15 protein-coding genes and 1 riboswitch are annotated in these 21918 nt (G+C 72.3%); of the genes, 8 read left to right on the top strand and 7 right to left on the bottom strand.

Annotated features, from left to right (window positions below; translation table 11 throughout):
• Positions 1-136: 136 nt before the first annotated feature.
• Together ACZ4LX_RS21000 and ACZ4LX_RS20995 are read left to right on the top strand one after the other, a co-directional pair.
• A complete protein-coding gene (locus ACZ4LX_RS21000) occupies positions 137-1435 on the top strand; it encodes a PspC domain-containing protein (RefSeq protein ID WP_467646738.1) in 1299 nt (432 codons plus the stop codon).
• A complete protein-coding gene (locus tag ACZ4LX_RS20995) occupies positions 1419-2123 on the top strand; it encodes a LuxR C-terminal-related transcriptional regulator (protein ID WP_136327611.1) in 705 nt (234 codons plus the stop codon). The genes ACZ4LX_RS21000 and ACZ4LX_RS20995 overlap by 17 nt, the downstream gene beginning before the upstream one ends.
• Before the next feature lie 58 nt (positions 2124-2181).
• Here the strand turns inward: ACZ4LX_RS20995 and ACZ4LX_RS20990 are convergent, their stop codons facing one another.
• Together ACZ4LX_RS20990 and ACZ4LX_RS20985 are read right to left on the bottom strand one after the other, a co-directional pair.
• Positions 2182-2955 (bottom strand): GNAT family N-acetyltransferase, encoded by a 774-nt coding sequence (locus ACZ4LX_RS20990; RefSeq protein ID WP_467646734.1) that lies wholly within the window; start codon positions 2953-2955, stop codon positions 2182-2184.
• A 43-nt stretch (positions 2956-2998) separates the two neighbouring features.
• Complete coding sequence (locus ACZ4LX_RS20985) at positions 2999-4045, bottom strand: C40 family peptidase (RefSeq protein ID WP_467646730.1); 1047 nt, start codon at positions 4043-4045, stop codon at positions 2999-3001.
• A gap of 355 nt (positions 4046-4400) precedes the next feature.
• On the opposite strand from ACZ4LX_RS20985, the gene ACZ4LX_RS20980 reads away from it, so the two are divergent.
• On the top strand, positions 4401-4754 hold the full coding sequence (locus ACZ4LX_RS20980; protein ID WP_467646727.1) for a hypothetical protein: 354 nt from the start codon (positions 4401-4403) through the stop codon (positions 4752-4754).
• Between the two features lie 73 nt (positions 4755-4827).
• Here ACZ4LX_RS20980 and ACZ4LX_RS20975 read toward each other — a convergent pair whose 3' ends face one another.
• Positions 4828-6003: a C40 family peptidase gene (locus tag ACZ4LX_RS20975; protein ID WP_467646724.1), complete on the bottom strand. Its 1176-nt coding sequence runs from the start codon at positions 6001-6003 to the stop codon at positions 4828-4830.
• Positions 6002-6167, bottom strand: a riboswitch (cyclic di-AMP (ydaO/yuaA leader). Its footprint overlaps the gene before it by 2 nt.
• Before the next feature lie 260 nt (positions 6168-6427).
• On the opposite strand from ACZ4LX_RS20975, the gene pcrA reads away from it, so the two are divergent.
• Positions 6428-8866 (top strand): DNA helicase PcrA, encoded by a 2439-nt coding sequence (gene pcrA / locus ACZ4LX_RS20970; protein ID WP_467646721.1) that lies wholly within the window; start codon positions 6428-6430, stop codon positions 8864-8866.
• A gap of 149 nt (positions 8867-9015) precedes the next feature.
• Here the strand turns inward: pcrA and ACZ4LX_RS20965 are convergent, their stop codons facing one another.
• Both ACZ4LX_RS20965 and ACZ4LX_RS20960 read right to left on the bottom strand, forming a co-directional pair.
• A complete protein-coding gene (locus tag ACZ4LX_RS20965) occupies positions 9016-10746 on the bottom strand; it encodes a M23 family metallopeptidase (protein ID WP_467646717.1) in 1731 nt (576 codons plus the stop codon).
• A 260-nt stretch (positions 10747-11006) separates the two neighbouring features.
• Complete coding sequence (locus ACZ4LX_RS20960) at positions 11007-12083, bottom strand: esterase/lipase family protein (RefSeq protein ID WP_467646712.1); 1077 nt, start codon at positions 12081-12083, stop codon at positions 11007-11009.
• A gap of 407 nt (positions 12084-12490) precedes the next feature.
• Here ACZ4LX_RS20960 and ACZ4LX_RS20955 point away from each other — a divergent pair, with 407 nt between their 5' ends.
• The gene (locus ACZ4LX_RS20955) at positions 12491-12904 is read left to right on the top strand and encodes a cobalamin B12-binding domain-containing protein (RefSeq protein ID WP_328898391.1); all 414 of its coding nucleotides are present in this window, start codon (positions 12491-12493) and stop codon (positions 12902-12904) included.
• A gap of 416 nt (positions 12905-13320) precedes the next feature.
• Here the strand turns inward: ACZ4LX_RS20955 and ACZ4LX_RS20950 are convergent, their stop codons facing one another.
• Both ACZ4LX_RS20950 and ACZ4LX_RS20945 read right to left on the bottom strand, forming a co-directional pair.
• Positions 13321-15051: a DUF5691 domain-containing protein gene (locus ACZ4LX_RS20950; protein ID WP_467646707.1), complete on the bottom strand. Its 1731-nt coding sequence runs from the start codon at positions 15049-15051 to the stop codon at positions 13321-13323.
• A 17-nt stretch (positions 15052-15068) separates the two neighbouring features.
• Positions 15069-16541 (bottom strand): SWIM zinc finger family protein, encoded by a 1473-nt coding sequence (locus tag ACZ4LX_RS20945; RefSeq protein WP_467646703.1) that lies wholly within the window; start codon positions 16539-16541, stop codon positions 15069-15071.
• Positions 16542-16658: 117 nt separating this feature from the next.
• Here ACZ4LX_RS20945 and ACZ4LX_RS20940 point away from each other — a divergent pair, with 117 nt between their 5' ends.
• The 3 genes from ACZ4LX_RS20940 to ACZ4LX_RS20930 are packed head-to-tail and all read left to right on the top strand — an operon-like array spanning position 16659 to position 21744.
• Complete coding sequence (locus ACZ4LX_RS20940) at positions 16659-17870, top strand: ATP-binding protein (RefSeq protein ID WP_467646700.1); 1212 nt, start codon at positions 16659-16661, stop codon at positions 17868-17870.
• Entirely contained in the window at positions 17867-20422 is a 2556-nt protein-coding gene (locus tag ACZ4LX_RS20935; RefSeq protein ID WP_467646696.1) for a DUF5682 family protein, read from the top strand. The genes ACZ4LX_RS20940 and ACZ4LX_RS20935 overlap by 4 nt, the downstream gene beginning before the upstream one ends.
• Positions 20419-21744 (top strand): vWA domain-containing protein, encoded by a 1326-nt coding sequence (locus ACZ4LX_RS20930; protein WP_467646690.1) that lies wholly within the window; start codon positions 20419-20421, stop codon positions 21742-21744. Before ACZ4LX_RS20935 ends, ACZ4LX_RS20930 begins: the two co-directional genes overlap by 4 nt.
• Positions 21745-21918: the final 174 nt, after the last annotated feature.

Below are 21918 nucleotides of genomic sequence, written 5' to 3'. Positions count from 1 at the left end.
ACCCGGAGCCTGAGAGAGATCCGGCCCCTGAGGGAACCGGACCCTGAGGGACCCGCGCGCCCACCGCACGGTCTCAGGGTGGAAGTGGGGGCCGACCCTGATGCCCTCACCCGCACGGACGTGTGACGATCGGGTCATGCCAGCCGCCCCGACCCGAGCCGCCAGCTCCCTCGTCCCCGACCCGGAGGAGCCGCCCCAGCGCAAGCTGTACCGCAGCGCCGACGGGCGTCTGCTCGGCGGCGTCGCACGCGGTCTCGCCGGACACCTCGGACTGCCGGTCGCCTGGGTCCGCTTCGTCTTCTTCGGGCTGTTCTTCGCGGACGGCCTCGGCGCGCTCCTGTACGCCGTGTTCTGGATCGTCGTCCCGCTCGGCGTCGGCGGTGTCGACGGTCCGCGCTCCCTCTTCGAGACCGCGCCCGACGGCACCCGCAGACTCCGCAAGCCCGACAAGGGCCAGGTCTTCGCGCTCATCGGGCTGCTCATCGGCGCCCTGATCTTCGTCGGCAACGTCGACATGGGCAGCAAGGCCGACCGCTACATCTGGCCCACCCTGCTGATCGGCGCCGGCTCCGTCCTGGTGTGGCGCCAGGCCGACAACGCCCGTCGCGCCCGCTGGATGGAGGTCGGCAACCGCCGCCAGGTCCTGCACCTGGCCCGGGGCCTCGCCGGAGTCGCCCTGGTCGGCCTCGGACTCGCCGGATTCATGGTCGTACGCGGCTCCGCGGCCCAGCTCGGCAACGTCCTCACCGCGGCCATCGCGGTGCTCACCGGCATCGCCCTGCTGGCCGGTCCCTGGCTCGTCCGGATGACCCAGGACCTCTCCGAGGAACGCCTGATGCGCATCAGGGCCCAGGAACGCGCCGAGGTCGCCGCCCATGTGCACGACTCGGTGCTGCACACCCTCACCCTGATCCAGCGCAACGCCGAGGACGCGGGCGAGGTCCGCAGACTCGCCCGCGCCCAGGAACGCGAACTCCGCAACTGGCTCTACAACCCCGAGGGCACCGGCAAGGACGAGGACGACGAGCCCGAGACCCTGGCCGAGGCGGTCAAACGCGCGGCGGCCGAGGTCGAGGACAAGCACGGCGTCCCGCTGGAGGTCGTCGTCGTCGGCGACTGCCCGCTCGACGAGAAACTGACCGCACAGATGCAGGCCGCACGCGAGGCGATGGTCAACGCCGCGAAGTACGGTGGCGAGGGCGGCGCCGTCCAGGTCTTCGCGGAGGTCGAGGGCCGTACGGTCTTCGTCTCGGTTCGCGACCGGGGCCCCGGGTTCGACCTGGATTCCGTACCGGGGGACAGAATGGGCGTACGAGAATCGATCATCGGCCGGATGCAGCGCAACGGCGGTACCGCAAGGCTGCGTTCGGTGCCCGGCGGGGGCACGGAAGTCGAGCTGGAGATGGAGAGGACGAGCGATGAACGGGACCACTGAGGCGACCGGGGGCCACGAGGGCCCGGAGCGCCGGGTACGAGTCGTGCTCGTCGACGACCACCGGATGTTCCGCACCGGAGTACAGGCCGAGATCGGCCGCACCGAGGAGACCGGTGTCGAGGTCGTCGGCGAGGCCGCCGATGTCGACCAGGCGGTCACGGTCATCACGGCGACCCGCCCCGAGGTCGTCCTCCTCGACGTCCATCTGCCGGGCGGCGGCGGCGTCGAGGTGCTGCGCCGCTGCGCCCCGTTCATGGGCGCGGTGGAGAACCCGGTGCGCTTCCTGGCGCTGTCGGTGTCGGACGCCGCCGAGGACGTCATCGGGGTGATCCGGGGCGGCGCCCGTGGCTATGTCACCAAGACCATCACCGGCGCCGACCTGGTCGACTCGGTCTTCCGGGTCCAGGACGGCGACGCGGTGTTCTCGCCCCGGCTGGCCGGCTTCGTCCTGGACGCCTTCGCCTCGACGGACGCGCCGCCGGTCGACGAGGACCTCGACCGGCTGACCCAGCGCGAGCGCGAGGTGCTGCGGCTGATCGCCCGGGGATACGCGTACAAGGAGATCGCCAAGCAGCTGTTCATCTCGGTGAAGACCGTCGAGTCGCATGTCTCGGCGGTGCTGCGCAAGCTCCAGCTCTCCAACCGGCACGAGCTGACACGGTGGGCGACGGCGCGGCGGCTGGTCTGAGCGGGACGCGGCGGGCGGCGGGCGCGGCGGCTGGTCCTAGCGGGACGCGGACAGCCCGTCAGGCGCCTTCACGTTCGGGGCCGAGCGAGATGTTCAGCTTCTCGCCGATCCGGCGGTAGCCGATCGCCGCGTAGATCCGCTCCACATCGGCGTCGCCCGGCTCCAGCCAGACCACCCGGCAGCCCCGCGCGAAAGCGGTCTCCGTCAGATGCGCGGAGAGGGCGGCCCCGATGCCCCGGCGGCGGAAGTCCGCCGCGACCGCCAGTCCCGCCAGCTCGCTGAGGCCGTCGACGGGGACCGAGCAGCCGCCCGCGCCCGCCGGGGTGCCCTCGACCGTGGCGAGGGCGGCGACCCCGCCGTCCGACGCGGCGGTGCGCAGCCACTGGGCCGTACCCGCCTCGGGCTCGCCCGTGCCGCCGTAGCCCAGGTGCTGGACGAGGGCCGCGGCCCGGAACTCCGCGTCCGTGACGGGCTCCGCCATCACCAGACCGTCCACCGGCTTCGGCCGCAGCAGACCGGCGGGGGAGCAGGCCAGCAGCGGGGCCCGGTTCTCCACCGTGAACCCGGCGGCCAGCAGCGCGGGTTCGACGGCCGGCGCAGAGGTGGGCAGGAACTCCAGGCGCGGCATCCGGTCCCGTTCCCGGAAGGCTCCGATCAGGGCGTCGAGTTCGGCGGGTGTCGGCTCCGCGCCCTGATCGGGGATGGCGTAGTTGGCGTACTTCAGGGACCAGCCCGGGTTGTACCGGATCACGAACGGGCCGACCCGGACATGGTCGGGGGAGCGCAGCGTGAGCGTACGGGCGTGGTCCTGGACATCGGCGTCCATGGGCATGTTCGGGTGTCCTTACGGCCGTTCCGGTTCGCAAGCCGGGACCCTACGCCACCCGGGTCGCTCCGGCGAACGGCATCTGGTCGATCGGCGCGACACGGACCGGCGCTCCCGGGCGCGGGGCGTGGATCATCTGGCCGTTGCCGATGTAGAGGCCGACGTGGCTGATGCCCGAGTAGAAGAACACCAGGTCTCCGGGGGCGAGTTCGGAGCGTGGGACGCGCCGTCCCGCGTCGATCTGGGTGTATGTCGTCCGGGGGAGCGAGACACCCGCGGAGCGGTAGGCGGCCTGGGTGAGGCCGGAGCAGTCGAACGAGGAGGGGCCGGTGGCGCCCCAGACGTAGGGCTTGCCCAGGGCGGTGTACGCGAAGGCGACCGCTGCGGCGGCGCGGGCGTTGGGCGCCTGGGCGGTGCCGCGCGGGGCGCCGCGGTCGGCGCGGGCGCTGCCCCGGCCGCCCTCGGAGGCGTCGTAGGAGGCGCGCTCGGCGGGGGAGAGGCGGGCCAGCAGCTGCCGGGCCTCGGCGAGCTTGGCGTGGACCGTGGCCTTGTGCTCCTTGAGGGCGGCCTGGCCGGCCGCGAGTTCGGCCAGCTGCCCGGCGGCCTCGGCGCGGACCTGGGCCACGTCCGCCACCTGGCGCCGCACGGCGCGGACCTCGGTGGCGCGCCGCTCGCCGGCCCGTTCCACATACGAGGCGCGCTGGAGGTACTGATCGGGGTCCGAGGAGAGCACCAGCCGCACGGAGGGATCGATGCCGCCGGAACGGTACTGCGCGGCGGCGTACGCACCCAGTTTGTCGCGCGCCGTGTTGAGCCGCTCGGTCCTGCGGGCCGCCTCGTCGCGCAGGGCGTCCACGGACTCGGCGGCGGCGGCCGCCTTCTCCTTGGCGCCGTTGTACTGCTCGGTGGCGACCTCCGCCTCCCGGTACAGCCGGTCCACCTCGGCCTTCACCTGGGCGGGCGTCGGTGCCGGATCGGCGTGCGCCGACCCCGGCAACGCGGCGGCGGTCGCGGCCCCGGCGAAGGCGAGCGTCGCCGCGGTGCGGGCAGCAGTGCCGGTGTACGGGCGCTGCTTGGGTTTCCGGTGCGCTGCCACGAGGGCGGGCGTCCTTCCTTTCGACGGCCCGCCGGGGTCTACCGACGGGCCCGCCCGGCCCGGCGACGGACCGCCAACAGGGGGAGCGGTCCGCCGCCGGAACCCTGGCGGGGTGACCGGGAACGCCGTCCGGGTGCGGATCGGCGGTGTGCCGGTCACCTGGCAGGGACGCTAAACCCGGGGCACGGGAAAGTGTTGTAATGACGCTTATTGTCCGAATTTGGCGTTGCGTTGCCCTCGTGTGATCGGGAGAATTGCACCAGAGTCAGGCAATTGGTGCATCGCACGGACAAGTGGTTACTAAGCCGCACCCGGCTGTGGAGTGCTGATATGGCCGGAGCTAGGCTGCGGAGCCATGCGTGTACTCATCGATGTCTTCGTCGCCCTGCACATCATCGGCATCGCCTCTCTGCTGGGCGGTTTCCTGACCCAGATGAAGGCGATGGGCGCGGGCACGGCACGGTTCGTCCCGGCCATGCTGCACGGCGCGCTGACCATGCTGGTCACCGGAATCGCGCTGGTCGGGCTCGACCAGGCCGACGACCACCCGGTGAACAACATAAAGATCGGCGTCAAGCTGCTGATCCTGGTCGTGATCCTCGCGCTCGTCTACGTCAAGCGCGACGACGAAAAGGTCGACAAGGGCCTCTTCGCCGCGGTCGGCGGACTGACGATCGTCAACATCTTCATCGCCACGCTCTGGACCTGAGCCCTCGCTCACGCCGCTGCCCGGACCCCATGGGGTCCGGGCAGCGGCGTTCTCGCGTGTGGGCGGGGAGAGGTCAGCCCGGCCGCACGCTCCCGTAGATCGGCATGTAGAAGATCGACTCCTCGCGCACGTTCGCCCCCGGCTTCGGCGCGTGGATCATCATGCCGTCACCCTTGTAGATGCCGACGTGGCTGATGTCGTCGTAGAAGAAGACCAGGTCACCGGGTTGCAGATCCGCCGTGGCGATCCGGGTGCCGACGTTCACCTGGTCCCAGGTGGTCCGCGGGATGTCGACGCCGGCCGCCTTCCAGGCCGCCTGGGTGAGCCCCGAGCAGTCGTACGAGGCCGGGCCGGTAGCCCCCCAGACGTACGGCTTGCCGAGCTGCGCCCTGGCGAACGCCATGACCTTCTCGGCCTTGGTGGAGGCGTCGGTGTCCGAGCCCGTGCCCGTACCGGTTCCCGTACCCGTCCCGCTCCCGGTGCCCGCTTCCTGGTCGGCCTTCTTGGCGGCCTCCTCGGCCTTGCGGTCGGCCTCGGCCTTCGCGGCGGCCTGCTTCTTCGCCAGTTCCGCGGCCTTGCGCCTGGCCTCGGCCTCCTTCTTGCGCTCCAGCTCCGCCAGACGCGCCTTCTCCTCGGCGGTCAGCTTCGACAGCAGGCTGCGGGCCTGGGACAGCTTCGTCTGGACGTTCTGCTTGCTGGTGCGCAGCGTCGTCTGCGACTCGGTGAGGGTCTCCAGGCTCGCCACGGCCTCGGCCCGCTGCTTGGAGGCCTTCGCCTGCTGCGTACGGAAGTCCGCCACCGCCTGCGTCTGGCGCGAGGTCATCCGGTCCATGAGGTGGGTCTGGTCGAAGAACGACTGCGGGTCGTCGGCCAGGAAGAACGTGGCGGTCGGAGCGAGGGCGCCGCCCCGGTACTGGGCGGCGGCGTAGGTGCCGAGCGTCCTGCGGGCCTCGTTCAGCTTCTCGGTGCGCCGGGCGACGTCGTCCAGCAGCGTGTCCACCTTGGAGCGCTGCTTGGCCGTCGCCTCCTTCGCCTGGTTGTACTGCTGGGTCGCGGTGCCCGCCTGCCGGTAGAGGCCGTCGACCTTCTTCTGCACGTCCTCGATGCTGGGCTTGGGGGCCGGGGCGGCCAGTGCGCTCTGCGCGGACAGCAGGGTCACCGACGCCAGCGCGGCCGTCGTGATCCCGACTGCCGGGCCGGTGCTGCGCACACGGGTGCGCGGTTTGCGATGCGACGCCAAGGCCGGCATCTCCTTCCGTGGACCGCCTACCGGGTTAGCTGTCGGGTTCGGGCGGAACGGAAGGCTGCCCTACGGTCCTGGTGGGGGATGCGGACCGATTCACCCCGGTGACGCGTGTGGGTCCCCGGTTCCGGACTCCCGCACGGGCAGCCCGGATTCGGCGTGGACGCCCGCTCGGCGTGGATCGCCTCTTGGGGGTACGGGCCGTCCGAACGAGCACGCTAGCCAACTCATGGTGCCGCTGTGAAGGTTGATGTTCGATATGCCCGATACATTTTCGTGACCTCGGCGCATCGGGGTGCCCAGCGGCAGGTGGGAGCCGCACCCGCTCCACACAGCGCGGTCTCCCGCTCGCTCTGTGTGCCCGCTCCCGGATGCGTGCTTCGTCACTCGGCCGCGGAGTGTCGGTGCGCACGCCTAGACTCGGGAGGCGATGAGCAGCCTCTTTGACGACAGTTTCCTGGCCGGCCTCCAGCACACGGAGGAAGAGCCCCCGCCGCCCCCCGAGGACTCCGCACCCGAAGCGGTGCCGGAGGGCCTTTTCGCGGGCGTTTTCGACGGGCCCCCGCCGCCCCGCGACGCGTACTACCGCGACGGGGCCCACCGCCCGGTCATCGATGCCGCGGCGCTGCTCGACGGGCTGAACACCGAGCAGCGCGCCGCCGTCGTGCACGCCGGATCGCCGCTGCTCATCGTCGCCGGTGCCGGTTCGGGCAAGACCCGCGTACTGACCCACCGCATCGCCCACCTGCTGGCCGAGCGCGGGGTGCACCCGGGCCAGATCCTGGCGATCACCTTCACCAACAAGGCCGCGGGCGAGATGAAGGAGCGCGTCGGACAGCTCGTCGGACCGCGGGCCAACGCCATGTGGGTCATGACCTTCCACAGCGCGTGCGTGCGGATCCTGCGCCGCGAGTCGAAGAGGCTCGGCTTCACCTCCTCGTTCTCGATCTACGACGCCGCCGACTCCAAGCGCCTCATGGCCCTGGTCTGCCGCGATCTCGACCTCGACCCGAAGCGCTTCCCGCCGAAGTCGTTCACGGCGAAGGTCTCGAACCTGAAGAACGAACTGATCGACGAGGAGACCTTCGCCGGACAGGCGGCCGACGGTTTCGAGAAGACGCTCGCCCAGGCGTACGCGCTCTACCAGTCCCGGCTGCGTGAGGCGAACGCCCTGGACTTCGACGACATCATCATGACGACGGTGCACCTGCTCCAGGCGTTCCCCGATGTCGCCGAGCACTACCGCCGCCGCTTCCGGCACGTCCTCGTCGACGAGTACCAGGACACCAACCACGCCCAGTACACCCTCGTACGGGAGCTGGTCGGCCCGGCCGGTCCCGAGGACGCCCCCGCCGAGCTGTGCGTCGTGGGTGACGCGGACCAGTCGATCTACGCCTTCCGCGGCGCGACCATCCGCAACATCCTCCAGTTCGAGGAGGACTACCCGGACGCGACCACGATCATGCTGGAGCAGAACTACCGCTCCACGCAGACGATCCTGTCCGCGGCCAACGCGGTCATCGAGCGCAACGAGAGCCGCCGCCCCAAGAACCTCTGGACCAACGCCGGCTCCGGCGCCCGGATCACCGGATACGTCGCGGACACCGAGCACGACGAGGCGCAGTTCGTCGCCGACGAGATCGACCGGCTGACCGACGCGGGCGACGCGAAGGCCGGCGACGTGGCGATCTTCTACCGGACGAACGCGCAGTCCCGTGTCTTCGAGGAGATCTTCATCCGCGTCGGCCTGCCGTACAAGGTCGTCGGCGGGGTGCGTTTCTACGAGCGCAAGGAGGTCAGGGACGTCCTGGCCTACCTCCGGGTGCTCTCCAACCCCGAGGACACCGTCCCGCTGCGCCGCATCCTCAACGTGCCCAAGCGGGGTATCGGCGACCGGGCCGAGGCGATGATCGACGCCCTGTCGATGCGCGAGAAGATCTCGTTCCCGCAGGCGCTGCGCCGCGTCGACGAGGCGTACGGCATGGCGGCCCGCTCGTCGAACGCGGTGAAGCGGTTCAACACGCTGATGGAGGAGCTCCGCACGATCGTGGAGTCCGGCGCGGGACCGGCGGTCGTGGTGGAGGCCGTCATGGAGCGGACCGGCTATCTCGCCGAACTCCAGGCATCCACCGATCCGCAGGACGAGACCCGCATCGAGAACCTCCAGGAGCTTGCCTCCGTGGCCCTGGAGTTCGAGCAGGACCGGGCGGAGGAGGAGGGCGCGGGCACACTCGCCGAGTTCCTGGAGAAGGTCGCGCTCGTCGCCGACGCCGACCAGATTCCCGACGAGGACGAGGACGGCTCCGGCGTCGTCACGCTGATGACGCTGCACACCGCCAAGGGCCTCGAATTCCCGGTGGTCTTCCTGACCGGCATGGAGGACGGCGTCTTTCCGCACATGCGGGCGCTGGGGCAGGTCAAGGAGCTGGAGGAGGAGCGCCGGCTGGCCTACGTCGGCATCACGCGCGCCCGCGAGCGGCTCTACCTCACCCGGGCGGCGATGCGCAGTGCCTGGGGCCAGCCCTCGTACAACCCGCCGTCGCGGTTCCTGGAGGAGATCCCGGACCAGCACCTGGAGTGGAAGCGCAAGGGCCCGATGGCGGCGCCGGCGGGACCGACGTCGGGCATCACCTCGTCGCTCTCCGCGTCCCGTGCGCGCTCCGGCCCCTCGGGCTTCGCGACCCGGCGGACCTCGGACAAGCCGACGATCACGCTGGCGGCAGGCGACCGGGTCACCCACGACCAGTTCGGCCTGGGCACGGTGACGGCCGTCGAGGGCGTCGGGGACCAGGCCAAGGCCACGGTCGACTTCGGGGACGAGCGCCCGAAGAAGCTGCTCCTGCGGTACGCCCCGGTCGAGAAGCTGTAGCGCCGCCCGGCTCCCGGCTCCCGGCTACCCGGCTTTCCGGCTTCTCCTGCGGGTGACCGTCGGCAGGAGAAGGCCGCAGCCTGGCTTGATCGGGTTGGGCCCGGCCCGGGTTGGGCCCGGCCCGGACCGGCTCAGTTGGTCGGCCCGGCTCAGTTCGGGTTGACGTTGTGGCTGCGGAGCCAGGGCAGCGGGTCGATGGCCGCGCCGCCGCCGGGCCGCACCTCGAAGTGCATGTGCGGGCCGGTCGAATTGCCGGAGTCGCCGGAGTACGCGATGACGTCACCGGCCTTGACCGAGCCCGAGCGGATCCGGGTGCTGCTGAGGTGGCAGTACCAGGTCTCGGTGCCGTCGGCCGCGGTGACGATGGCCATGTTCCCGTAGGCGCTGTTGAACTGCGTACGGACGGTGCCGTCGGTCGCCGCCATCACCGGCGTGCCGTAGTCGACGGGGAAGTCGATGCCCGTGTGCACGGACATCCAGTTGACGCCCGCCTGGCCGAAGTACGCGCTGAGCCGGTGATCCTTGACCGGCATGACGAACTTGGGGCGCAGGGCCTCCTTGCGGGCGGCTTCCTCCGCCCGCTTCTTCTTCTCGGCGGCCTGCCGCTCCTTCAGGTCGATGCGTTCCTGGGTGCGGCTGGCGCGGTCGGCGAAGTTCTCCGCATCGGCGCTGAGGTTGGCCAGCTGGGTGTCCAGCTCGTTGTTGGCCGCGACGGGCTTGACCGTGCCGGGGTCGGCGGCCGCCATCGTCGTGGTCTCGTCCTTCTTCTCCTCGCCGCCGCCCATGCCGCCCACGGAGGCTGCGGCGATGCCCGCCACGCTCATCACGCAGGCGGACGGAACGGCGACGGTGAGAAGCGCGGAACGCTTCGCGGGAGTACGCCTGCGGCTGCGGCTGCCGCCACCGCTGCGCGTGACGGGACGGCCTGCCGGGCGGTGGCCGGCGTCCTGTGCGGATCCGTGGCCGCCGTTGTGCGCGTCGGCATCGGTTTCGCTGTCGGTGTGGGTTTCGGCGTGGGCGCGGGCGTCGGTGTGATCGACGGCCTCGGTGTGATCGTCGGCCTCGGTGGGGGCGCTGCCGGTGGCCTCTGCGCCGGGGCCCGTCTCCGAGAGGCCGAACTCGGCGGTCCGGTAGGGCTCGTACGGATCGTAGGAGGCCTGCTGCTCGTAGGCGGTCTCGTGGGTGACCTGCTGCTGCTCGTACGTCGCTTCGTGGGAGACGTGCTGTCCGTACGCCGCTTCGTGGGAGGCCTGCTGTTCGTACGCTGCTTCGTGGGAGGCCTGCTGTTCGTAGGCCTCGTTGGCTCCGTACGGGGGCTGCGCCGTCCGTTCGGATTCCTGCGGCGACATCGCGGTGTGCACGGATTGCTGTTCGTGCTCGGGCGTGGCGCCGGTGTTCCAGGCGGTGGCGTCGTAGGCGCCGGTGTCGTATCCCATGGTTCCGGCGCCGGCCGCCCACTGGCCGTTCTGCTGCTGCCACGTGGTGGTGTCCCACTGCCCGGAGGAGTCCGGGGAGCCGTGCTGGGCCGGGATCGTGTGGCCGTGGCCCAGGTCCGCCGGGATCCAGGTCGCGCCGGTGTCGTACTGCGGGCTGCCGGTGGTGTCGTACGGGTGCTGCTGGGGCTGCTGGGTGGGGGCCGCGTAGCCGACGGTGTGGCCGTAATCGGCCGTGCGGTGTGCGCCCGTGTCCCACTGGGAGGTGTCGTATGCGCCGCTGTAGTCGGCCTGGCCGCTGCCGTACGGGGCGGCGTAGGCCGCCGTGGTGTCGTACGAGCCGTCGTAGTCGCCGGGGAGGGAGCCGAAGAGCGGGTCGCTGTCGAAGCCGCCCGTTGGGGGGCCGTCGTATCCGGCGTACCCGGCGTAGGGGTGCTGGTCGTTCACCAACTTCTCTCTCGCCTCGGCAGCAGGACCAGTATCTCCGGGGTCCGGTGGGGACTCCGGGGAAGCAGTGGCCGCGACTGTACCCGGCGGTATGCGACACGGACAATCTTCGACGGCCTCCCGGCGCTCAGGAAACGGGCAATCGGCCGTCTTTCGGCGGGCTGCTCACACACCCTTGGCTCTATGTTCGAAATTCGTTCTATTCGTTGGGGGAGTGGCGTGCAGGCCGTACGGGGTAAGTCTTCCGGAATGTGCGGGATTCAGGCGACCGAGGTGGCGTCGGCCGGTCCGTGAGCCGTCGCGGGGGTATCGAGCGCCCGGCGGATACCGGCCGCTACGGCGGGGTGCACGAGCAGGGCGAGATGGCCCACCCCGCTGACGCGCACGTTCACCGCGTCGAGGTCCGGGTGGTCGATGCAGGCCGCTTCGACGGGGGTGATCACTTGGTCCAGCTCGCTCCAGAAGCTGACGAACCGGGTACGGCAGCCGGGTGCGGGCAGCCTCAGCTCCTCGATCGGCGCCGAACCGCCGCGCATCTGGCGCACGATGGGGTGGACCCCGGCCAGCGGGGCGGCGGAGGTGCCGCCGTGCGGCGTGCCGAGCGTGACGAGGGTGCGGACCCGTCGGTCACCGCCCAGCCGCTGGACGTAGTAGCGCGCTATCAGGCCACCGAGGCTGTGCCCGACGATGTCCACCTCGCGGTGGCCGGTGCGGGCGCAGATCTCCTCGATGTGCAGGCTGAGCAGTTCGGCGGCCGTGCGGATGTCGCAGGTCAGCGGGGAGTAGTTGAGTGATTCCAGGTGGCGCCATCCGTGCCGGGCCAGTGAGCGGCGCAGCAGGACGAAGACGGAGCGGTTGTCGATGAATCCGTGCAGCAGCACGACGGGAGGCCGGCCGGGGAGGCCGGGGAGAGCGGTGGTCGGGGTGGGGGTTTCTGCGGGGGCGGTCGGGGGTGCGGATGCGGGCGCCGGGCCGGTCGTGGGTGCGGGTGCGGGGCCGGTCGTGGGTGCGGGCGTCGGGCTGCCGGTTGCGCCTGGCGTGCCGGCTGTCGTGGCCGTTCGTGTTGCTGTTGCTGCTCCTGTTTTTGTTCCTGTTCCTGTCCTTGATGCCGTTGCCGTTGCCGTTGCCGTTCCGGCGGTGGGGGGCCGCTCGTTGGTGATGCCGGTGGGATAGAGGAGTGCGTGCCCTGCGAGTACGACCAGCTCAAGGGCGTTTGCCTTCAGCAGGGCGGCGGACAGGCGGACCGGCGGGAACGGGGCGGACGGCAGCTGGGTGGTGCACGTACACAGTCGGCGCAACAGCAAGGGGAGAAGGGGAAGGAAAGGCGGGGTCTTCATGGTCGACCTCCTGCTCCGGCGCACCCGGGGTGGAGCGGCTCGCTCCTCGTATGCCCTCGTGGGGCGCCATGGCGGAGGCCCAGGGCGGCAGGCCGCCGTCCGGGACGCGCTGCCCGCCGTGCCCTCCAGATCACCTTCGGTGACCGGAGGCGGGCAGGTGGTGGGCCGAACCACCGTGCCGTGCGGCTGACGGCGCGGTGGTACGGCGACCTCGTCGCGGCTCCCCTGGCGGCCGGTCCCGCACGGCAGGACTGCCGCGTGCTGCGGGAACGGCGCCCGGTGAACATGTCCCACGTGTGATTTCCCCCTCCCCGTCCACCGCGAAACGGCGGCTTGCGGGATGCTGGCGATAACGTTCGTTCACATTCCCCGGCTTTCGGGCGCGGGAGACGCATGTGGAGGCAGTGATGGGTGTGACCGGTCCGATCCGTGTGGTGGTGGCCAAGCCAGGCCTCGACGGCCATGACCGCGGGGCCAAGGTGATCGCGCGGGCGCTGCGTGACGCGGGTATGGAGGTCATCTACACGGGGCTCCACCAGACACCTGAGCAGATCGTGGACACCGCGATCCAGGAGGATGCCGACGCCATCGGTCTCTCGATCCTCTCCGGTGCGCACAACACGCTTTTCGCGAAGGTGATCGAGCTGCTGAAGGAGCGCGACGCGGCGGACATCAAGGTGTTCGGCGGCGGCATCATCCCGGAGGCGGACATCGCGCCGCTGAAGGAGCAGGGCGTCGCGGAGATCTTCACGCCGGGGGCGACGACCGTCGCGATCGTCGACTGGGTGAACGCCAACGTCCGCCAGCCGGCCGAGGCCTGAGTTCGAGGCTGACGGCTGAGTACGGCGCCGCACAGCGCCGCACGGCGGCGCATGCCGGAGACGGGCTGCTCCCTGGAGACGAGTCGGCGCGCGGGCAGCGATGCGGGCGGGGCCGTCCGGGCGGGGCCCTTCGCGCAGGGCCGTCCGCGCAGGGCCGTCCGGGCGGGCCGGGCAGAGGCGCCGGACGCCACACGCGCGGGTCGTACAGGGCGCTCGTCCGGAGGCCCTCCCCACCACTGCCTCGGACCGTCCCCGGGACGGCCCCGGCCTGCGCCGGACCCCAGTCTCGGTTCGTCCCGTGCCCCGGGCTGCGCCGGATCCCAGTCTCGGGCGGCCGTTCCTCTGTGGCCCTGCCTCGGGCCGGCCACCCCCCGCCCTTGCCTCGGGCCGGCCGGCTCCGGGTGCCGCCCGCTGGCTCAGGGGCGGTGGCCCGGTCTGAGCTCCAGGTCCATCGCAGCGCGCAGCCGCAAGGTGGAGACCAGGCGCTGGAACGCCTCGGACCAGTAGCCGTTCGCGCCCGGTGAGGCGTCCGCGGGTTCGTCCGGTGTGGTGGTGAGGACCTCCAGCCGGTCCGCCTCGGCAGGGTTCAGGCAGCGTTCGGCGAGGCCCATGACCCCGCTGAAGCTCCAGGGGTAGCTGCCGGCGTCCCGGGCGATGTCGAGAGCGTCCACGACGGACCGTCCGAGCGGCTCCGCCCACGGTGTCGGGCAGACCCCCAGCAGCTGGAACGCCTCCGACAGGCCGTGGGCCGCGATGAACCCGGCCACCCAGTCGGCCCGTTCGGCGGCGGGCAGGACATCCAGGAGCTTCGACCGCTCGGCGAGCGACGCCGTACCGGGGCCGTTCGACGGAGGCAGGGAGGGGGCGCCGAGCAGTGCCCGTGCCCACTCGGGATCGCGTTGCCGCACCGTCGCCCGGCACCAGGCCGCGTGCAGCTCCTCGCCCCAGTCGTCGGCCACGGGCAGCGCGACTATCTCCCCGGCGCCGCGGCCACCGAACCGTGTCGTCCACACGGACAGCGGGGACGACTCCACCAGCTGTCCCAGCCACCACGACCGTTCGCCCCGCCCCGACGGCGGCAGCGCCACCACTCCGTCACGCTGCATCGCCGCATCGCATTCGTGCGGGGCCTCCACGGCCACGGACGGTCCGGTCCCGGTGAGGCCGGGGCTCACGCAGGACAGGGCGCGGGCCGCCATCCGGTGGGCCAGCGCCGATCCGGGGAGTGCGGACAACAGCTCGGCGGCCGTGGCGCGCACATTACGGCTGCGGTCGGCGAGAACCTGCTCCAGGAACTCCTCGTCGGCTTCGGACAACCCGGTGCGCAGGGAGTCGATGAACATCATCCGGTCCTCGGCCCGCTCCGTGGACCAGGTGGTGGCGAGCAGGGCAAGGGCGGCGTTCGCGTCATGCACCCGCACGGCGGACAGCAGAGCGACGCGTTCGGCGAACAGGCCCTCCTCCCAGAGCCGGGCCACCGCCTGTCGGTCCGTCACCTCGGGGAGCAGCGCACTGCCGGACGCGCCGCGCAGTGCGAACTTCCACTCGGGGTTCAGCCCGGCCAGCCACAGCCCGCGCAGCCCGGCGAACGCCAGGGCCTGGGGACGCAGATCGGTCCGCGCCCGAGCCGCGTCCAGCAGGAGCGGCAACGCGGCTTCCGGCGCCCGGTATCCGTGCAGATTGGCGGTGGCGAGCCACTGCGGGAGCAGCTCCATGAGATCGGGGGCCGTGCCGCGCCTGCCGCCCGAACCGTGCGGCGCCGCACGGTCCGTGAGCAGCTGTGCCAGCCGGCTCCTGGCGGCCTCCGGCAGCGCGGGCCGAGGATCGGACGGGGCCGGACGGGGCCGGGGTGCGGCGGGGGCGGGCAGCAGGCCCGCCCGGCGCCGCACGGTGTGCAGGGCGGCAGCGTCCAGCAGCGCGACCGCCGCGCCGTCCGGCCCGGTGCCGGGCTCCGTCCCGGGCGGGCGGCGGTCCGTGCCGAGCAGCGCCGAGGTGACCAGTTCCTCCCACGGAGGAAACACGGGCCTTCCGGCGGACGTGGTGGTTGCGGCGCCCGTCCGGGGTGCGGCCGAGGGTGCGTCCGTGGGTGCGGGCGGAGGCGTGGTCGCAGGCGTGGTCGTGGTGGTGGTCGTTGTGGTGCGATGCATTGCTCCTCCTCCTCGGGTCAGATGAGCTGCACGATCGTGGCGGTGGCGGTGGCGGTGGCCGTCGTGCCGGTTTCGGCGGCGACGCCGGAGTCCGCTCCTGCGCCCGTCGCCGGATCCGGCGACGCGTCGTCGTCACCGCAGCTCCTGGCCGGCCAGGCGGCGAGCGGGTCGAAGCCGCGGTGACCGCACTCCCCGAAGACGGTGAGCGGGCGGCCGCCGGAGAGCGCGACGAGCTTCCACAGCGCGGGCCGGGACAGGGCGGTGGCGGTGACGGGCAGGGCCGCATCGCCTTCCGCGTCCGCCAGTTGCCAGCCGTCCGGGGACGGCACGGGTATGACATCGCGCAGCGTCACCGGCCAGGAGTCCAGCCAGGGGTCGTCGCCCAGCGCCCTGCCGTACGCGGCGATCGCCCCGGTGACCGGAACGCCCGGAGGCGGCGATCCGCTCGGCACCGGCAGGCCGAACTGCGGGCCCAGCTCGGCCCGTAGCTGCCCGGCTCCCTCGTAGGGCGTGATTTCGGCGTCGAGGGTGACGCCCACCGGGAGAGCCTGACCGGGGGAGCGCCCGGCGGCCCCGAAGGACAGCAGCAGCACGAGGCGGCCCGATTCCCTGCCGTGCAGCCAGATGCGGCGGGTGACGATCTTGCCCTCGGGCGTGTCGTACTGCGCGAGGACCAGCCAGCGGTCACGGATCGGCGGCCCGCCCGCGGTGGCCGGCAACCCCACGCGGGTGCGGACCGTCGCCGCGAGCGGCAGCGGGAGCCGTTCGATGCCCAGCCACGCCGTGTCCAGCAGATGGAGCAGCGCGCACTCCTCCAGCAGTCGCACCGGCCAGCCCGGCCCGGAGGACGCGATCGCCCCCAACTCCCTTACGCGTCCTGCCAGTCCGGGCGCCTGCGCGTCGATCATGCGGGCGGCCGTCTCCTCCCACAGCCCGTACCCCGACTGTTCGGCTGCGGCCAGCCCGCCGCGCAGCAGGTCGGCCAGGCGCTGCTCCAGCTCCTGTGCGCCGCCGTCGATCCGCTCCGCCCGGCGCTCGGCACGGCGTCGGGCGGCCTCGGGATCCGCGGGGCCCACGCTCCCGCTTGCGGCCCTCTCCTTGACCTCGGCGCGGGCGCGACGGCCCGTCAGCCATTCCTCGGCCCAGTCGGGTGGAACGCCGGCGGGCAGCGCCGATCCGTCGGACGCGAGGAGCAGCAGCAACCCCAGCGCGTGCTTGCACGGGAACTTGCGGCTGGGGCAACTGCACTTGTAAGCGGGCCCGGTGGTGTCGATCACCGTCCGGTACGGCTTGCTCCCGCTTCCCCGGCACAGCCCCCACACCGCGCCCGACGCATCCCCTCCGGTGTCCGACCACGGACCGGCCGAACCCAGCTTGTTCCCCGCCTTGCGTGAAGCGTCATCAGGAGCCAGGGCCAGGACCTGCTCCACCGTCCAGCGCGCCGCCGGAGCAGCGGCGCCCAAGGGTTCTCCCCCGTCAGTCAGCAGCATGGGAACGACGGTAGGCCGCACCACTGACAACTGGCCCTGACCTGCGGGAAGGTCGATTGTCAGTGCCATGGTGCACCGTGGGAACCACATCAGGTCGACCGATCTGGAGGGGGATCCATGACCGTGTCCGCAAACACCGAGACCACCGCAAACGCCGTGACCACCGCAGGCACTGCGACCACCGCAAGCACTGCGACCACCGCGACCGGTGCGACAGCCACAACCACAGCCACAGCCGCAGCCACCGGTGCCGAAGTCCTGCGCCCGCATGCCGAGGATGCCTTCGCCGACGAGCTGAAGGCGCTCGCCGCGGCCGACGACCGTCCCCGGCCCGAGCGCTGGCGCCTGTCGCCGTGGGCCGTCGCCACATATCTGCTGGGCGGCACCCTGCCCGGCGGTGCGGTGATCACACCCAAGTACGTGGGCCCGCGCCGCCTCGTGGAGGTCGCCGTCACCACCCTCGCGACCGACCGGGCGCTGCTGCTTCTCGGCGTGCCCGGCACCGCCAAGACCTGGGTGTCCGAGCACCTTGCGGCGGCCGTCAGCGGCGACTCGACCCTCCTCGTCCAGGGCACGGCCGGCACCCCCGAGGAAGCCGTCCGCTACGGATGGAACTACGCCCAGCTGCTCGCGCACGGCCCCAGTCGTGACGCGCTGGTGCCCAGCCCGCTGATGCGGGCCATGTCCGAGGGCATGACCGCCCGGATCGAGGAACTCACCCGCATCCCCGCCGATGTGCAGGACTCGCTGATCACGATCCTGTCGGAGAAGACCCTGCCACTGCCCGAGCTGGGCCAGGAGGTCCAGGCCGTCAGAGGCTTCAACGTCATCGCCACGGCCAATGACCGCGACCGAGGGGTCAACGAGCTCTCCAGCGCGCTGCGCCGCCGCTTCAACACCGTGGTCCTGCCGCTGCCGGCCACCCCCGAGGCCGAGATCGACATCGTCTCGCGCCGCGTCGACCAGGTCGGGCGCTCACTCGACCTCCCGCCCGCGCCCGACGGGCTCGCGGAGATCCGCCGTGTGGTCACGGTCTTCCGCGAGCTGCGCGACGGGGTCACCACCGACGGCCGCACCAAGCTCAAGTCCCCCTCCGGGACCCTGTCCACGGCCGAGGCCATCTCCGTCGTCACCAACGGCCTTGCCCTCGCGGCCCACTTCGGCGACGGCGTGCTGCGCCCGGGGGATGTGGCGGCAGGCATCCTGGGCGCGGTCGTCCGTGATCCGGCGGCCGACCGCGTGGTATGGCAGGAGTATCTGGAGACCGTGGTGCGCGAGCGGGACGGCTGGAAGGACTTCTACCGCGCCTGCCGTGAGGTCTCGGTATGACGGGCGCCCGGCCGTCGGGGCCGCTGCTGCTCGGGGTGCGGCACCACGGCCCGGGGTCCGCCCGCGCCGTCCGGGCCGCCCTCGACGCGGCCCGCCCGCAGGCGGTGCTCATCGAGGGCCCGCCCGAGGGTGACGCGCTGCTGCCGCTCGCCGCCGACGAACAGATGCGGCCGCCCGTCGCACTGCTCGCCCACGCGGTGGACGACCCGGGACGGGCCGCGTTCTGGCCGCTCGCCGCGTTCTCGCCCGAGTGGGTCGCGATCCGCTGGGCGCTGGCACACGGCGTCCCCGTCCGCTTCATCGACCTGCCCGCGGCGCACTCCCTGGCCATGACGGAGGAGGGCGAGGGGGCGCGGGGCGGCCCGCAGCCCGAGGACCCGGATGGGGACGACGGGCCCCGGCCCGTTCCCGTCGACCCGATCCGGGTGCTGGCCGAGACGGCTGGATACGACGACCCCGAGCGCTGGTGGGAGGACGTGGTCGAACACCGCGTACCCGGCGTCCCGGGCGGTCCCGGTGCGCATGACGCACTCGGCGTGGGCCCCGGCGCGCCCGGAGTCCCCGGCGCCGCTTCCGCCGCCGATCCCCTCGCCGCCTTTGCCGCGCTCGGCGAGGCGATGACAGCCCTGCGCGAGGTGTACGGGGACGGCGGACACCCCAGGGACGCGGTCCGGGAGGCGTACATGCGCATCCAACTCCGGGCTGCTCGAAAGGAGTTCGGCGGCGCCTTCGCCGTGGTCTGCGGTGCCTGGCATGTTCCCGCTCTCGAAGCGAGGACGACGCAGACCGCCGACCGGGCGCTTCTCAAGGGCCTCCCCAAGGTCAAGGCCGAGCTGACCTGGGTGCCCTGGACCCATCAGCGGCTCGCCCGGCACAGCGGATACGGGGCCGGGATCGACTCGCCGGGCTGGTACGAGCACCTCTTCGCCTCCCCGGACCGGCCGGTCGAACGCTGGATGACCAAGGTCGCCGGACTCCTGCGCGCCGAGGACCGGTTCGTGTCCTCCGCTCATGTCATCGAGGCGGTCCGGCTCGCCGACACCCTGGCTGCCGTGCGAGGCAGACCGCTCGCCGGACTGGGCGAGACCACCGACGCCGTCCGCGCCGTGATGTGCGACGGCTCCGACGTGCCGCTCGCCCTCGTCCGGGACCGTCTGATCGTCGGCCTCACGCTCGGGGAAGTGCCGGACACCGCCCCCGCCGTGCCGCTGCAGCGCGACCTCAACCGGCAGCAGCGCACCCTTCGCCTCAAACCGGAAGCCGCCGACAGGGAGCTGGAACTCGACCTCCGCAAGGACACCGACGCGGCGCGCAGCCGGCTCCTGCACCGGCTGCGCCTCCTGGGCATCGGCTGGGGCGAACCCGCCGAGGGACGCGGGAGCACGGGCACCTTCCGGGAGAGCTGGCGGCTGCACTGGGAGCCCGAGCTGTACGTACGGGTCGCGGAGGCGGGTGTCTGGGGCACCACCGTGCTCTCCGCCGCCACCGCACGCGCCGAGTCGGACGCCCTCGCGGCCACCACGCTCTCCGAGGTGACCGCCCTCGCCGAGCGGTGCCTGCTCGCCGGACTGCCCGAGGCACTTCCCACCGTGATGCGGGTACTCGCGGACCGCGCAGCCCTCGACGCCGACGTCGGCCACCTCGCGGACGCCCTGCCGGCCCTGGCCCGCACCCTGCGCTACGGGGACGTCCGCGCGACGGACACCACAGCGCTGGGGGAAGTGGCGGCCGGAATCGCGGAGCGGATCTGCGTAGGACTGCCGCCCGCCTGCACCGGCCTCGACGCGGACGGGGCCGCCGCTCTGCGCCGTCAGCTGGATGGCGTTCACACGGCGATCGGTCTGCTCGCCGGGGCCGTACCGGCGAACGCGGACGGGCTGCGCGAGCGCTGGCGAGCCGTTCTGCACCGGCTGACCGTCCAGGACACGGTCGCCGGTGTGATCCGTGGCCGGGCCGCCCGGTTGCTGCTCGACGAAGGACACCTCGCGCAGGACGAGGCTGCCCGGCTGATGGGCCTTGCCCTCTCACCCGGCACCCCGCCCGCGGACGCCGCCGCATGGATCGAGGGCTTCGTCGGCGGAGCGGCAGGCGGCGGCATGCTCCTGCTCCACGACGACCGGCTGCTCGCCCTGGTCGACGCGTGGCTCACGGGTGTCCCCGCGGACACCTTCACCGATGTGCTGCCGCTGCTGCGGCGCACCTTCTCGGCGTACGAGCCGGGAGTGCGGCGCACCCTGGGCGAACTTGTCCGGCGTGGCCCGGCCGTCGGCACGGCCCCGGGCACCGGAGCGGTGCCCGGCCGCGAGTCCACGGCACCCGGATTCGGACCCGTCCTCGACGGGGCGCGAGCGGACGCGGTGGTGCCGGTGCTGCGTCTGCTGCTGGGCCTGGACATCGAACCTCCGGACGGGCCGACGAGTGAGCGGACGAATGAGCCGCCGAGCGGGACGCCGGACGAGCCGCAGATCGGGGCTGCGAACGAGCCGCCGACCGGGACCGCGGCGGGGACACCCGACAACCACCACGAGGAACGGCTGGGGGCAACGGGATGACGACAGGAACCGGCTCGGAAGCGGTCGCAGACACGGACAGGACTGCAGAAACGGACGCGGTCGCGGTCGCGGTCGCAGACACGGACAGGACCGCAGAAGCGGACACGGACGCGGGGAGCGGGGCAGTGGCGACGACCGCAACGCCACAAGCCTTCTCGGACGGTGGGGAGCGGCTGCGGCGGTGGCGCCTGGTGCTGGGCGCGGAGAGCACCGGACAGGCCCTCACCGGCCGCGACGCCGCGATGGACGGTGCGCTGACCGCGCTCTACGAGAGCGGCAGCCGGTCCGGAGGCAGGGGCGGCAGCGGACGATCGGCCGGACTCGGGGCCTCCGCCCCGTCCGTGGCCCGCTGGCTCGGCGACATCCGTACGTACTTCCCGACGTCCGTCGTCCAGGTCATGCAGCGTGACGCCATCGACCGGCTCGGCCTGTCCGGGCTGCTGCTGGAACCGGAGATGCTGGAGGCCGTCGAGCCGGACGTCCATCTCGTCGGCACCCTGCTCTCGCTCAACAAGGCCATGCCCGAGACGACGAAGGAGACGGCAAGAGCCGTTGTGCGCAAGGTCGTCGAGAAGCTGGAGAAGCAGCTCTCCACCCGGACCCGGGCCACGCTCAGAGGCGCTCTGGACCGGTCCGCGAAGGTCGCCCGGCCCCGGCACCACGACATCGACTGGAACCGCACCATCAGGGCCAACCTCAAGAACTACCTGACCCTCCCCGGCGAGGACGGGGCCGGCACGATCGTCCCCGAGCGGCTCATCGGCTACGGGCGGGCCGCGCAGTCCGTGAAGAAGGACGTCATCCTCTGCATCGACCAGTCGGGCTCGATGGCGGCGTCCGTCGTGTACGCCTCGGTCTTCGGCGCCGTCCTCGCCTCCATGCGCTCGCTGCGGACCAGACTCGTCGTCTTCGACACGGCGGTCGTCGACCTCACCGACCAGCTCGACGACCCGGTCGACGTGCTCTTCGGCACGCAGCTCGGCGGCGGCACCGACATCAACCGGGCGCTGGCCTACTGCCAGTCCAGGATCACCCGTCCGGCCGACACGGTCGTCGTGCTCATCAGCGATCTCTACGAGGGCGGTATCCGTAACGAGATGCTGAAGCGGGTCGCCGCGATGAAGGCGTCCGGGGTGGGGTTCGTGACCCTGCTCGCACTCTCCGACGAGGGCGCGCCCGCCTACGACCGGGACCACGCGGCGGCGCTCTCCGCCCTGGGCGCTCCCGCCTTCGCGTGCACGCCGGACCTCTTCCCGGATGTGATGGCGGCCGCGATCGAGAAGCGGCCCCTGCCCATACCGGACACGGAACCCCAGCGGTAGCCGGGCAGGACCCGGCCCCGACCGGTACCCGGGCAGGGAGCGCACCCGTGCCCGGGCATGGGGCGCACCCGTACCCGGGCACGGAGCCCCGCCGACCGCCGACCGCCGACCGCCGACCGCCGACCGCCGACCTGCCGACTGACGACTGCCGACCTGCCGACCTGCCGACCTGCC

The sequence above is a fragment of the Streptomyces sp. NPDC026062 genome (genome assembly GCF_055568375.1).
This window is presented reverse-complemented; position numbering and strand designations above follow the sequence as displayed.